Consider the following 12451-nt stretch of genomic DNA (forward strand, 5'->3'; position numbering starts at 1 on the left):
ACGCTCAGTTGACGCTCAGTTGCCGCTACTGCGCTCGGCGTCGATCTCTTTCTTCATCGCCCCGACCTGGTCGATGTAATCGGCCACCGGCACGTCCGGGCTGGCGCGCAGCTCGGGCGGCAGCAGCACCGGCATGTACAGCTCGTCGGCGGTGCGGCCGTGGCGCTGCATATTCCCGGCCAGGATCAGCCCCGACACCAGGAGCGCCAGCGCACCGCAGGCCAGGCGCAGGCGGCGTCGGTATTGCGGCGTGACGGTGGCGAGGTGGAAGTAGACCGCCACCGCCACCGTCGCCACCGCCGCGTGCGAGGCATAGGCGGTCAGCCATTCGAGCGACCAGGCATAGGCTATGACGCTGGCCAACAGGCGCAGGCCCACCAGCGCCGCCAGCGCGCAGCCATAGATGAACAGGTGGCGTCCGAGGCGCGCGCGGCGCCCGAACAGGCGATTGCCGAAGGCCCACAGGCCGGCCCAGGCCAGGCCGATGCCGCTGGCCGCAGCCGGGAACAGGGCATAGCGCTCCAGGTCGTTGCTGTCGTCGGTCAGCCAGGCCACCAGCAGCGCCGCCAGCACGGCCAGCACGATGCCGGCGCCGCCCGGCAGCATGCCCTCCCAGCCGTGCATGGTGCGGTCGACCAGTTCCGGCGAGACCCGGTGCGCGGCGCCGCGGATGCGCAGCGAGGTGTGGCCCATGCGCACCACGGTGTCGCCGTCGATCGCCAGTTCGTCCTTGATGCGGCGGGCCTTGTGCACGATGCCGTTGCGGCTGCCCAGGTCGCGCAGCCGCAGCCGTCCGTCAGGCCCGGCTTCGACCACGGCGTGGTGGGCGGCCGCATAATCGTCGTCGACGATGAAGTCGTTGTCGTAGGCGCGGCCCATGCGGATCGGCAGCGCCGCCACGCGATGGCGGTGCAGCACCTCGCCGTTGCGGGCCAGGGTCTCGATGGTCCACGGACCGCGCAGCGACTCGGTGCGCGCCGGTACGTCGGTCGGCGCGCTGGTCAGCCCGCTGGTCAGTCCAGTGAATGGCTGGCTCGTGTGCTCGCTCATCGCCGTCCACTACGCCCGAAGGCGCCCAGGTAGGCGCGCGTGACGCGCAGGCCGTTTTCGTAGGAGACGCCGGACACGTCCAGGCGGCTCTGCAGGCTCGATTGCGAGGCGTCGGTGCTGGCCGTGAGCAGGGTGAAGTTGTACAGGCCCTCGAACTTGCGGTAGGCGCGCACGCAGGTGACGGCGCGCAGCGGCAGGGTGCGGGTGTGCACGAAGCGCTCGGTGCAGAACGGCTTGGTCAGGCGCGGGTCGCCCGTGCTGCCCAGATTGTTGACCTGAAAGGTGTCGCTGGCCAGCGTCGCGAAGCGCATCGGCTCCATGGTGCCGCTGCGGATGTACTGGTGGGTCATGGCCACGTTGCCGGTCTGCTGGACGTCCGACACGAACACCGCCGACTGCATCACGCAGCTCATCGAATCGGTGCTGTAGACCGCGCCGCGGGCATTCGAACGTCCCCAGCAGCGCACCTCGCCCGATTCGCGCACCGGCACCAGGTACTGGCCCATGCCCTTGAGCGTGAGGGGTTCCTCGAGCAGCTTGTCGACCATGCTGCCCTGGTGCGCCAGCAGCTGCTTGCCGATCAGGGGATTGAAATCGGCCGGCGGGGCGGCCTGCTCGGCCACCTTGCGCAGCAGCTCCTGCGCATGCTTGACCGGCACCAGGAAGCTGACCGATTCGCCGTCGCGCCGGCGCGAGACGTTGATGCCGGCCACGGTGCCGCTGGCGGTCACGCTCGGCCCGCCGCTCATGCCCGAGTTGATCGGGCCGGAAAAGATCAGCCGGTCGTAGAAGCTGCGCGTGAGAACGCCGTTATAGGCGCCTTCAGAGATCGCGAAGCCGAGGTCGAGCGGATTGCCGAGCGAGTACAGGCGCTGCCCCTGGCGCAGCCGCACCGGCTGCTCGGGCACCTTGAAGAAGCCGCTGCCGTTGCGGTTGATGCGCACCACGGCCAGGTCGTGCAGCACGTCGACCGCCATCAGCTCGACCGGGCCGGTATTGCCGTCGGTATCGATGTATTCGGCCGTATAGATGCCAGGGTCGAGCGCCATCTGCGACACCACGTGGTAATTGGTCAGCGCCAGGTTGCTGGTGCCGACCAGGAAGCCCGAGCCGACCGTCGACTGGGTGCGGCCGTTCTTGAGCAACATGCGGATCTGCAGCAGGTCGCCGCGCGCCGAGTCGTACAGGTCCTGGGCCGCCAGCGAAGGTTCGGGCAGGGCGTCCTGGGCCTCGGTCTCGCCAGGGAGCGGCGCGTTCGGGGTGGCCGCAGGCGCAGTATCGACCGGCATCTGGGGCGCGCCAACGGCGGCGCCGGCGCCGGCCGTGTTCTGGGTCGCGCGCGGCGTGGATTGTGCGAGGTTCTGCGGCTGGGGCTGGGCAGCGGCCGGCGGCGACGTCGCCTCGAGGGCGACGCCGATGGCGGTGCAGGTCAGCAGGAGTGCCAGGACAGCTCGTTTCATGCAATAGTTTGATGGCAGTATGAGATGCTATCTTGCCACCGGATCAACGCGCGTTGCGCGCGTTAGCGCACGTTCGGGGGCAATTATGAGGACTGTTCACCCTGTTCGACGGCGGTCAGCGGCGCCATCATGTGGCCCAGCTTGGCCTGCTTGGTGTTCAGGTAGCTGTTGTTGTAGGCATTGCGGTTGACCAGCAGCGGCACCCGCTCGGCGACCGCGATGCCGATGCGGTTCAGGGCGTCGATCTTGCGCGGGTTGTTGGTCATCAGGCGCACCGACTTGATGCCGAACTGCTCCAGCATGGGCCGGCACAGCTCGTAGTTGCGGGCATCGGCATGAAAGCCCAGCTGCAGATTGGCCTCGACCGTGTCGGCGCCGGCTTCCTGCAGGCGGTAGGCGCGGATCTTGTTGACCAGGCCGATGCCGCGGCCTTCTTGACGCAGGTAGAGCAGGATGCCGCGGCCTTCCTCGGCGATGCGCTGCAGCGCGCCTTCGAGCTGGGCGCCGCAGTCGCAACGCTGCGAGAACATCACGTCGCCGGTGAGGCATTCGGAGTGCACCCGCGCCAGCACCGGCTCGCCGGTCGACAGGTCGCCCAGGGCCATCGCCAGGTGTTCCTTGCCGGTGGCCGGTTCGACCCAGGCGTGCAGCGTGAACTGGGCCCACGGCGTCGGCAGCGCGCACGAGGTGGCATAGTCCAGCAGGGAAGGCGGGGTAAGTGCGGCGGCGGCGGTGGCTTGCATGACGGTGTTTCCAATCGATGTACTTATAGCCTTCAAGTTTACCGGAAATCGGGCATGGCCGTGCGGAATCACCCGCTTTTCGGCCGGCGCCGCCGGGCACTCTACCGTTAGGCGGAACCAACACTGCTTATGCGCGCTGGATGGAATCCGGTCGTGACGCACGATTGACCAAGTCTCCTCTTGCAGGAGGCCCCGATGCACGTGATACGCTGGCAAAAAAATAATTCCATATGCCGCATGCCAAATCTCCCCCGCTTTCCCACCAGCCTGACCCCGCGCGGCCTCGGCGCCTGGCTGGCGCTCGCATTCTCGGCGCTGACCGTGGTCCTGACCCTGTTGCTGGTCGAGGTGGTCGAGCGCGCAGCCACTGGCCAGGTCAAGAGCAGTATCGGCAATGGGTTGGGCGAGATGGCGATGCAGACCGCCGACAAGCTCGATCGCGGCATGTATCAGCGCTATCGTGAGGTGCTGCTGATGGCGCGTCGCGGCGACCTCGTTGCGGCCGGCGCCTCGAGCGCCGAACGCCGCCGTATTCTGGCCGATATCCAGTCGACCTATGGTTACTACGAGTGGATCGGGATGGCGGCCCTCGACGGCACCGTGCTGGTCGAGGCGCGCGGCCTGCTGGAAGGGAAGAACGTCGCCAAGCGTCCCTGGTTCATCAACGCCCTCCAGGGCACCTATGTCGGCGACGTGCACGAAGCGGTGCTGCTGGCCAAGCTGCTGCCGGTGCAGGAGGGCGAGCCGCGCCGCTTCGTCGACGTCGCCTTCCCCTGGATGGACGCGAACGGCAAGCCGGCCGGGGTGCTGGGCACTCACTTGTCGTGGGAATGGGCGCGCGACATCGAGCGCTCGATCATCGCGCCGGTGCAGTCGCGCAACCGGGTGCAGGCCCTGATCGTCAGCGCCGAAGGCGTGGTGCTGCTGGGCCCCGAGGGCCTGCAGGACAGCAAGGTTGACCTGGCCAGCCTGGGCCAGGCGCGCCAGGGGCGCACCGGCTACGCCGTCGAGCGTTGGCCCGACGGACGCGATTACCTGGTTGGCTACGCCGCCACGCGTGCGGTGGGCGACTATCCGGGACTGGGCTGGCACGTGCTGGTACGCCAGGATCTCGAGGATGCCTACCGCCCGCTGCGCGAGCTGCGTGCGCGCGCGCTATGGAGCGGCGCCGCGCTGGCGCTGCTGTTCTCGCTGGCCGGCCTGCTGCTGGCGCGCCGCATCACGCGCCCTTTGCAGTCCCTGGCCGCGTCGGCCGACCGCCTGCGCCGCGGCGACAGCCAGGAGCTGGTGCCGGCGCGGCGCGGCTATACCGAGGTGCGCCAGCTGTCGGGCGCGCTCAATGCGCTGGTGACGGCGCTGGTGGACCGGCGCGCCGAACTGCAGGCGCTGAACGACACCCTCGAACAGCGGGTCGAGCAGCGCACCCTGGAACTGGAGCGCGCGCTGGCCGCGGTGCGCGCCAGCGAGCAGCGCATGGCCACCATCGTCGGGGCGGCGCAGGACGCCTTCATCGCGGCCGACCAGCGCGGCATGATCCTCGACTGGAATCCGGCCGCCGAACGCATGTTCGGTTGGAGCCGTCACGACGCGGTGGGCTGGCCACTGGCCGAGATGATCCTGCCGGAGCGCCACCGCGCCAGCATCGCCAAGGCGCTGCGGGGCTTCCACCAGGGCGGCGAGTTTGCGTATGACCGGCGCCTGGAACGGATCGTGGTCAACCGCCAGGGCACGGAATTCACGGTCGAGACCACGGTGGCGCTGGCGGGCGAGGGCGCCGACGCCTTCTTCAGCATCTTCCTGCACGATATCTCCGAGCGCAAGAAGGTCGACCGCATGAAGAGCGAATTCGTGTCCACCGTCTCGCACGAGCTGCGCACGCCCCTCACCTCGGTCCACGCCTCGCTGTCGCTGCTCGACACCGGCATGGCCGGCGAATTGCCGCCGGACGTGGCCAAGCTGATCCGCATCGCCAGCCAGAGCTGCGAGCGCCTGATGCGGATGGTGAACGACCTGCTCGACATCCAGAAGATCGAGGCGGGCCAGATGGAATACCGGCGCAGCGTGCAGCCGCTGGCGCCGGTGCTGCGGCACGCGGCCGAGGCGATGGAGGGCCAGGCGCGCCAGGCCGGCGTCGCGCTGCGCCTCGACCTGCCGCCGGGCGCCGAAGGGGTACAGGCCGCGATCGACCACGACCGCCTGGTGCAGGTGCTGAGCAACCTGCTGTCGAACGCGGTCAAGTTCACGCCGACCGGCAAGACGGTGACGGTGGGGCTGGCGCAGCGGACGGGCTGGGCGCGCCTGAGCGTGACCGACGAGGGACCGGGCATCCCGCCCGCGTTCCAGGCGCGCGTGTTCGAGCGCTTCGCCCAGGCCGACGGCCACGACACGCGCCAGCGCGGCGGCACCGGGCTGGGGCTGAGCATCAGCAAGGCGATCGTCGAGGAGCACGGCGGCACGATCGGATTCGAGACCCGAACCGGGATGGGGACGCGGTTTACGGTGGAGTTGCCACTGGGCTAGATCTAGCGCAGCTCGTGCAAAGCGGGGGCAGGTCTGACATTCGGACACGGCCTCTGCAATGGTCCTCGGTAGCACAGTTCAGGTCGTGTCCAAATGTCAGACCCCGATTTTTGACCTGTCGAACGGTGAGCTCAGCGGCGACCATTCAGCGCAGCTCGTGCACCGCCATCCCGCCAAAGCTCTTCCACGCGCCAAAGGACTGTTCCAGCTGCGGCAGCAGGCGCATCAGCGCGGGCTTGTCGAAGTGGAAGGTGGTGGCCGAGCCGGCGATGCCGCGCCGGTCGGCCAGCGCGTAGGCTTGGGCCTCGTCCTGGGCCGCGGGCACCTTCAGCAGCATCAGCACCTTCTGCCCGGCCAGGTCGAACATCAGGAGGTCGCCCTTGGCGCCCGGTTCCACGCGCCGGTAGTGGCGTTCCACGCCGGTGCCGGCCGGTCCGGCTTCGAGCGCGATGCGCACCCGCTTGCCATGCCTGACGCCCCAATCGAGGAAGGGCGCCGCATGGCGCCGTATTTCATCGGGGTCGGTGCGGTAGTTACGCACCGTCAGCGCGTCCACATGGCGCGCCAGGCCGCGCAGCAGCGCGTCCTCGCTGCTCCAGGCGGCCGGCGCCACGGCCTCGAGCCGCATCTTGCCGGCGGCCTTGCGCAGCGCGGCGAGCAGGTCGAGGTAGTGGCCGTCGTGCGCCGCCTCCGGCAGCTTGTCCGGGGCGAGCAGCTGAGGCTGGACGTCGAGCTGGACGCCCTTCAGGCGTTCTTTTGCGCCCGCCTGCGCGTTGTAGGCGGCATACGCGCGCATGCGGCCGACGGCGTCGGCGCGCGCGGTCGGCAGGATCAGGTCGGGCCCGTCCTCGAAGGCGGTCACCGCCATGCCGCGGCTGTCCGCCTGGCGCACGAAGGCCGCCAATGCCTGCGGCTCGGCGACCTGGCCGGCGCGCACCGGAACATTGATGAACAACTCGCCCATGCCTTCGCCGGCGGCCCACTCGAGCATGGCGTCGGCGCGTTCGCGCCAGGCGTTCGGGCTCCAGGCCCAGGTGGCGCGCGGCGCGCGCCGGCGTACCTCGGCCGCGTCCTCGGGGTCTTGCGTGGCCAGGCCCGGCTGTGGCGCGGGAGGCGGCTCCTCCGCGCCCAGCGTGTGGCCGGTGACGGTGAATTCCTTGTCCCGTTGTTCGCCGCGCAGCAGGATCGTGTCGCCGGGCGCCGCGTCCCGTGGCAAAAGGTGCAGGGCCTGGACGCCGCTGGCGGCCACCCTGAGCGGCACGGCGCGGCAGCCGGGATCGGGCTTGCCTGGCGCCTCGGTGACGATGGCGCGCATGCGCGCGCCCATGGCGGTGGTGTGGTCCTCGGTCACTGCGCCGGGAGACGCGAGCGGGGTGCCGGGGCACAGCAGCAAGGTGGCTGCCTGGGCCGGCAAGGTCAGCGATGACAGCAGAAGCGGAAGCAGGAAAATAGTGCGCGACATGCCCCGAGTGTAAGCGAGCCGGGCGATTCGCAGCGCCCGCTTCGGGGCGCGTCGGGGATTCTCAGGCTGACGGCAACAGCAGGCGCCGCACGCGCGCCAGCAATTCGTTGGGCTGGAAGGGCTTGCTGACGAAGTCGGTGGCGCCGGCGTCGAGCGCACGCACGGTGTCGCGCTCGGTGTTCTTGGCGGTGAGCATGAGGATCGGCACCGCCGCCCACGCGGCGCGCGCGCGGGCCAGGGCGACGATCTCGAAGCCATCGAGATGGGGCAGCATCACGTCCAGCAGCACCAGGTCGGGGATATCGGGACTGGCGGCGACGTACTCGCCCGCGGCGCGGCCGTCGGCCAGGTGCGTGACGCGGTAGCCCTGGCGTTCGAGCATGAAGCGCAATACCTGGGCTATGTGGTCGTCATCCTCGACCACCAGTACCAGGGGCGCGGGAGCGTGTTCGTTGAGCATGGTGGATTCTTCGTTGAATGTTCGATTATACCGATGCCCAGCAGGATTTTGGCGGGTGTATTGCTAGAGGGAATCAACTAGTTGACGGCCGGCGCAACGGATCGAGCAGACCGCGCAAATCATTGTGGTCGAGTTCGTACATCAGGGCCAGCAATTGGCCCAGCTCGCCGCGTGGAAAGCCTTCGCGCGCGAACCAGCCCAGGTAGTGGCCCGGCAGGTCGGCCAGCTTGCGGCCTTTATATTTCCCGTAGGGCATTTCGCGGACGAGGAGGAGGGAGAGGTGTTCAGCGTTCATCGTGCGGCACTTTAGCAAACAACGACGGCGTTGTAGCATTTCGATGACAAGGGGAGGGAAATGCCATGGATGACTTCAACCTGACGCGCTTCGTCGAGGCGCAGGAGCCGGTCTACGCCGGCGTGGTGGCCGAATTGCAGGCCGGGCACAAGCGTAGCCACTGGATGTGGTTTGTCTTTCCGCAGTTCAAGGGGCTGGGCAGCAGCGAGATGGCGCAGCGTTTTGCCATCGGCTCCGAGGACGAGGCGGCCGCCTACCTGGCCCATCCGGTGCTGGGCCGGCGCTTGCGCGAATGCGCCGGCATCGTCGCCGCGCTCGATGGGCCCTCGGCGCACGAGATCTTCGGCCATCCGGACGAGCTGAAATTCCGCTCGTCGATGACCCTGTTCGCCGACGTGGCGCCGGACGAGGCCGTGTTCCAGGCCTGCATCGACAAGTATTTCGACGGCGAGGCCGATCCGGAGACGCTGGCGCGCGTGTAGCGGGCCGGTGCGGTTCAGGCGTCCGCGAACTGCGCCAGCAATTCGTCGGGCCGGCCGCGCACGGCCACGTGCAGGATCACCGCGGTGGAAAAGCGCAGCGCCGGGTGGCTGGCGCGGTGGCGGGCGAACCAGAATACTTCGTCCAGATCGTCATCCTCGTGCGCCGTCGTCAGCACGGTCTGTTCCGGCGCGACGTCTTCGTAGTCGAACGCTTCCAGGGCGGCATCCTCGACCGCCTCGTTCCAGCTCGCGCACTCCTTGCCCCAGGCCAGCATGTAGCGGCAGCCGGAATCGACCAGCCAGCGCGCGACGTCCCAGCGCCACATCTCGTCGCTGTCGTCGTCAATCACGACCACGGCCATGAACGGCGCCAGGTGCGTCAGGTCGGGCAGGGCGTCATGGGGACGCAGCTGCAGGTAATGGGCTTTGTGTGCTTGCATGATGTCGATGCCGGAAAAGGTTGGCGGCATTATCGCCGCCCGGAGCCGATCATGCTAGTCGGCGGCGGTTCCGGCCAGCATGGCGCGCAGGCGCGCGCGCCGCCGTTCGAGTTCGCCCATCTCGGCTTCGATGGCGGCCAGCAGCTTGTGCTGGGTTGGCGCCGTCTCGGCGCACATGGCGGCGCCCTCGACCGCCAGCATGCAGTTGGGGAAGCCCCGTATCTCGGCCAGGGTGAAGCCGGCCGCGATCAGGCGCTGGATCTGGCGCACCCGGGTCACGGCGCCCGGCGGGAACACACGGTAGCCGTTGGCGGCGCGGCGCGCGTCGAGCAGGCCCTGTTGGTCGTAGTGGCGCAGCGAGCGCACGCTGGCGCCGGTCTGGCGCGCCAGCTCGCCGATCGACAGCGCTGCAGGGGAAGAATCGGATTGCATGAGATGTGCGCTTGACCCTCACATTAATGTCAGGCTTCAGGATAGCACTTCACCGACCCTGGAGCACACCATGAACCCGATTCATCCATTTCATCCATTCCTGCGGGCGCGCGCCCGCATCCTCTTGCTGGTCGCGATCCTGTTCGCCGCCAGTTCCCTGGCGCAGGCCGCCACCCGGCACACCACCGTCACCGCGCCCGACGGCGTGACCCTGGCGGTGCAGGAGTCGGGCAACCCGGACGGCCCGGCCATCCTGTTCATCCACGGCCTGCTGGGCAGCCACCTGAACTGGGAAGCCCAGCGCGCCAGCCCGGCGCTGCGGGGCTATCGCCTGATCAGCTACGACTTGCGCGGCCATGGCCTGTCCGGCAAGCCGGGCGGCCCGGCGGCCTACCGCGAGGGACGGCGCTGGGCCGACGATCTGGCGGCCGTGATCGCGGCCACGAAGGCGCACAAGCCGGTGCTGGTCGGCTGGTCGCTGGGTGCGGCGGTGATCTCGAACTACCTGGCGATTCATGGCGACGCCGCGATCGGAGGCGCGGTCTATGTCAACGGCGTCGTCGAATTGACGGATGCGCGGCAGATCGTCGCGCATCCCGAGGTGTACCGCGACCTGAATGCGTCCGACCTGGGCACGCGCCTCGATGCCCAGCGCGCCTTCCTGGCCCTGTGCTTCCACACCAGGCCCGATCAGGCCGGCTTCGAGCGCCTGCTGGGCGCCGCCGCCATGGCTTCCTGGGACATGCAGGCCGCGGTGCATTCGATGGACGTGTCCTTGCGCGGATTGGCGGCCGCGCGGGCGCCGGTCCTGCTGCTGTACGGCGCGCGCGATGCGTTGATCCATGCGGCGCCGGCGATGGCAAGGGCGCGCCAGCTCAATCCGCGCATGGAACAGGCGGTCTATGCGGAGTCGGGCCACGCGCCGTTCGCCGAAGAACCGGAACGCTTTGCACGGGATCTGGCGCGCTTCGTGCACGGCGCGTCGCGCCAGCTTGCGCCGGGCCGTTAGGCTGGCGCGTGACTGCACGCGCCGAGCAGCGCGTACAGCCGCGCGGTATCGATCGGCTTGACCAGGTGATGGTCGAAGCCGGCCGCGAGGATCTGGTCACGGTCGCGCGCCTGGCCGTAGCCGGTGACCGCGACCAGCATCGCCTCCGCCGTTTCCGGCAGCGCGCGCAGGCGGCGCGCGAGCTCCAGTCCGTCGATCCCGGGCAGGCCGATGTCGAGCAGGCAGGCCTGGGGCCTGAACTGGCGCGCGCACTCCAGCGCCCGCAGTGCATCGTGCTCCACCGCGATCCGGTGACCGCCCGACTCCAGCAGCATCGACAGGGTGACGGCCGCATCGACGTTGTCGTCCACGACCATCACGCGCAGCGGTTCCGGCTGCGCGGGGCTGCGCAGCTCCGCGCGGGGCGGCGTGGCGCTGGCGGTCTGCGGCTCCAGCAGCGGCAGGCAGACCGAGAAACGGCTGCCGCGGCCCGGGCCGGCGCTGTCGCAGGACACCGCGCCGCCATGCAGCTCGACCAGGCTTTTCACCAGTGCCAGGCCCAGTCCCAGGCCGCCCGAGGAGCGGTCGGACGAGCGCTCGGCCTGGGCGAACAGCTCGAAGGCGCGCGCCGCCAGTTCGGGCGCCATGCCGATGCCGTTGTCGAGCACATCGATGCACAGGCGCCGGTCGGCATCGACGACTGATTCGACCTCGAGGCGCCCGTCTTCCGGCGTGTACTTGGCGGCGTTGTTGAGCAGGTTGGCGACCACCTGCACCAGGCGCTTGCGGTCGCCCGCGACCAGCGTGCCCGCTGGCGGCAGGTGCAGCGCCAGGTGGTGACGGCGCGCCTGGATCAGCGGCATGACCTGTTCCACCGCCTCGTGCAGCACGGCGCCGACGTCGAGCGCTTCGGTATCGAGTTCGACCAGGCCGCGCGTGACGCGCGAGACGTCCAGCAGATCGTCGATCAGCCCCGTCATGTGGCCCACCTGGCGCCCGATGATCTGGCTGGTGCGCTTGATGATCGTCTCGTCCAGCTTCATGCGCTGCAGCAGCTCGGCCGCGGCGCCGATCGGCGCCAGGGGATTCCTCAACTCGTGCGCCAGCATGGCCAGGAATTCATCCTTGCGGCGATCGGCCTCGCGCAGCTTTTCTTCCACCGCCTTGCGTTCGGTGATGTCGCTGGCGGCGCCGATCCATTCGTAGACTTCGCCGGCGGCGTCGAACATCGGCACCGCGCGCGACAGCGTCCAGCCGCTGCTGCCGTCGGCGCGCCGCACCCGGTGCTCGAGCTCGAATACCGAGCGCTCGCGGATGGCGCGCGCGATTTCCCGATGCAGGAGTTCCTGGTCCTCCGGCGGAATATAATCTTCCAGCCAGTAGGGGTTGGTGTCGGCCGTGTCCTTGATGAAGCCACGGCCCTCGAGGTAATGCAGCTTGGTCCAGTCGGGGTTCATGCGATAGATGACTTCGGCCGTCGCATTGGTCAGCGCGCGAAAGCGCTTCTCGCTTTCGCGCACGGCCGCCTCCGAGCGTACCTGGGCGGTGACGTCGCTGTTACTGTGCGAGATGCAGGCCAGCTCCCCGCCGGGGCCGAAGATCGGGGTGCTGGTCGAGGTCCAGAAGCGTTCCTCGAACACCGTCTGGCCATTGGGCAGCACCACCGGAATCGGATAGCGCACGGCGGGCAGGGTGTCGGGCAGGCCCGTCGCGCGCACCTTGTCGAGCGAGGCGCGCAGGTCCGCTTCGCCGGTATCGTCCGGATCGTCCGGATTGGCGGGGAAAGCCATGAACAGACTGATGCCCACCAGTTCCTCGCGGGTGCGCGATGAGGCCTTGAGGAAGGCATCGTTGACGGCAAGGATGATCGCGTCAGGCGTGGGCGACAGCAGGTAGTGCCCGAAGGGCGAGCTGTTGAAGGCCGACTCGAACAGGGTGGCTGGGAGCATCGTCAAAGTCCGGTTGCAGGAGCCGGAATTATAGGGCAGATGTAGGGGTGTTAAACGGACAATTGAAGCGGTCACAATTCCTGTGTGCACGATCGCTAATTTGAAAACAACTGAGCCGATCAGCCGCCGGCGCGAGCGGGACGGCGGAAAGCATCGGCGGTTGCGTATAA

The 12451-nt window shown here is 68.8% G+C and carries 12 protein-coding genes; 3 read left to right on the plus strand and 9 right to left on the minus strand.

Going from position 1 to position 12451, the window contains the following annotated elements; all coding sequences use genetic code 11:
• Positions 1–15: 15 nt before the first annotated feature.
• The 3 genes from SOM61_RS20810 to ribA form a co-directional block, all read right to left on the minus strand.
• Entirely contained in the window at positions 16–1050 is a 1035-nt protein-coding gene (locus SOM61_RS20810) for an FHA domain-containing protein (RefSeq protein ID WP_320475840.1), read from the minus strand.
• On the minus strand, positions 1047–2510 hold the full coding sequence (locus SOM61_RS20815; protein ID WP_320475841.1) for a S1 family peptidase: 1464 nt from the start codon (positions 2508–2510) through the stop codon (positions 1047–1049). Before SOM61_RS20815 ends, SOM61_RS20810 begins: the two co-directional genes overlap by 4 nt.
• Positions 2511–2593: 83 nt before the next feature.
• Positions 2594–3253: a GTP cyclohydrolase II gene (gene ribA, locus SOM61_RS20820; RefSeq protein ID WP_320475842.1), complete on the minus strand. Its 660-nt coding sequence runs from the start codon at positions 3251–3253 to the stop codon at positions 2594–2596.
• Between the two features lie 237 nt (positions 3254–3490).
• On the opposite strand from ribA, the gene SOM61_RS20825 reads away from it, so the two are divergent.
• Positions 3491–5773 carry an ATP-binding protein gene (locus tag SOM61_RS20825; RefSeq protein ID WP_320475843.1) on the plus strand — a complete coding sequence of 761 codons (2283 nt, stop codon included), beginning with the start codon at positions 3491–3493 and terminating at the stop codon, positions 5771–5773.
• 145 nt (positions 5774–5918) lie between these two features.
• Here the strand turns inward: SOM61_RS20825 and SOM61_RS20830 are convergent, their stop codons facing one another.
• The 3 genes from SOM61_RS20830 to SOM61_RS20840 all read right to left on the minus strand — a co-directional run bounded on the left by SOM61_RS20830 (position 5919) and on the right by SOM61_RS20840 (position 7990).
• Entirely contained in the window at positions 5919–7235 is a 1317-nt protein-coding gene (locus SOM61_RS20830; RefSeq protein WP_320475844.1) for a hypothetical protein, read from the minus strand.
• A gap of 61 nt (positions 7236–7296) precedes the next feature.
• Positions 7297–7695, minus strand: a complete 399-nt coding sequence (locus tag SOM61_RS20835; protein WP_320475845.1) for a response regulator transcription factor — start codon at positions 7693–7695, stop codon at positions 7297–7299.
• A gap of 73 nt (positions 7696–7768) precedes the next feature.
• Positions 7769–7990, minus strand: coding sequence for a DUF3820 family protein (locus SOM61_RS20840; RefSeq protein WP_320475846.1), 222 nt, complete (start codon positions 7988–7990; stop codon positions 7769–7771).
• Between the two features lie 65 nt (positions 7991–8055).
• On the opposite strand from SOM61_RS20840, the gene SOM61_RS20845 reads away from it, so the two are divergent.
• On the plus strand, positions 8056–8472 hold the full coding sequence (locus SOM61_RS20845; RefSeq protein ID WP_320475847.1) for a DUF1810 domain-containing protein: 417 nt from the start codon (positions 8056–8058) through the stop codon (positions 8470–8472).
• Between the two features lie 14 nt (positions 8473–8486).
• On the opposite strand, the gene SOM61_RS20850 is transcribed toward SOM61_RS20845, so the two are convergent.
• Positions 8487–8912: a DUF7684 family protein gene (locus tag SOM61_RS20850; protein ID WP_320475848.1), complete on the minus strand. Its 426-nt coding sequence runs from the start codon at positions 8910–8912 to the stop codon at positions 8487–8489.
• Positions 8913–8966: 54 nt separating this feature from the next.
• Entirely contained in the window at positions 8967–9344 is a 378-nt protein-coding gene (locus SOM61_RS20855; RefSeq protein WP_320475849.1) for a MerR family transcriptional regulator, read from the minus strand.
• A gap of 70 nt (positions 9345–9414) precedes the next feature.
• On the opposite strand from SOM61_RS20855, the gene SOM61_RS20860 reads away from it, so the two are divergent.
• Entirely contained in the window at positions 9415–10353 is a 939-nt protein-coding gene (locus SOM61_RS20860) for an alpha/beta fold hydrolase (protein ID WP_320475850.1), read from the plus strand.
• On the opposite strand, the gene SOM61_RS20865 is transcribed toward SOM61_RS20860, so the two are convergent.
• Positions 10350–12281, minus strand: a complete 1932-nt coding sequence (locus SOM61_RS20865; RefSeq protein WP_320475851.1) for a PAS domain-containing hybrid sensor histidine kinase/response regulator — start codon at positions 12279–12281, stop codon at positions 10350–10352. The genes SOM61_RS20860 and SOM61_RS20865 overlap by 4 nt on opposite strands.
• Positions 12282–12451: the final 170 nt, after the last annotated feature.

This window comes from Massilia sp. CFBP9012 (assembly GCF_034045115.1).
GTDB lineage: Bacteria > Pseudomonadota > Gammaproteobacteria > Burkholderiales > Burkholderiaceae_D > Telluria.

What these genes read in the sequence shown, in the direction of transcription:
- SOM61_RS20865 (WP_320475851.1), bottom strand. Translation starts at nt 12,281, where the DNA reads ATGCTCCCAGCCACCCTGTTCGAGTCGGCCTTCAACAGCTCGCCCTTC.
- SOM61_RS20825 (WP_320475843.1), top strand. Translation starts at nt 3,491, where the DNA reads ATGCCAAATCTCCCCCGCTTTCCCACCAGCCTGACCCCGCGCGGCCTC.
- SOM61_RS20855 (WP_320475849.1), bottom strand. Translation starts at nt 9,344, where the DNA reads ATGCAATCCGATTCTTCCCCTGCAGCGCTGTCGATCGGCGAGCTGGCG.
- SOM61_RS20850 (WP_320475848.1), bottom strand. Translation starts at nt 8,912, where the DNA reads ATGCAAGCACACAAAGCCCATTACCTGCAGCTGCGTCCCCATGACGCC.
- SOM61_RS20830 (WP_320475844.1), bottom strand. Translation starts at nt 7,235, where the DNA reads ATGTCGCGCACTATTTTCCTGCTTCCGCTTCTGCTGTCATCGCTGACC.
- SOM61_RS20860 (WP_320475850.1), top strand. Translation starts at nt 9,415, where the DNA reads ATGAACCCGATTCATCCATTTCATCCATTCCTGCGGGCGCGCGCCCGC.
- ribA (WP_320475842.1), bottom strand. Translation starts at nt 3,253, where the DNA reads ATGCAAGCCACCGCCGCCGCCGCACTTACCCCGCCTTCCCTGCTGGAC.
- SOM61_RS20840 (WP_320475846.1), bottom strand. Translation starts at nt 7,990, where the DNA reads ATGAACGCTGAACACCTCTCCCTCCTCCTCGTCCGCGAAATGCCCTAC.
- SOM61_RS20815 (WP_320475841.1), bottom strand. Translation starts at nt 2,510, where the DNA reads ATGAAACGAGCTGTCCTGGCACTCCTGCTGACCTGCACCGCCATCGGC.
- SOM61_RS20835 (WP_320475845.1), bottom strand. Translation starts at nt 7,695, where the DNA reads ATGCTCAACGAACACGCTCCCGCGCCCCTGGTACTGGTGGTCGAGGAT.
- SOM61_RS20810 (WP_320475840.1), bottom strand. Translation starts at nt 1,050, where the DNA reads ATGAGCGAGCACACGAGCCAGCCATTCACTGGACTGACCAGCGGGCTG.
- SOM61_RS20845 (WP_320475847.1), top strand. Translation starts at nt 8,056, where the DNA reads ATGGATGACTTCAACCTGACGCGCTTCGTCGAGGCGCAGGAGCCGGTC.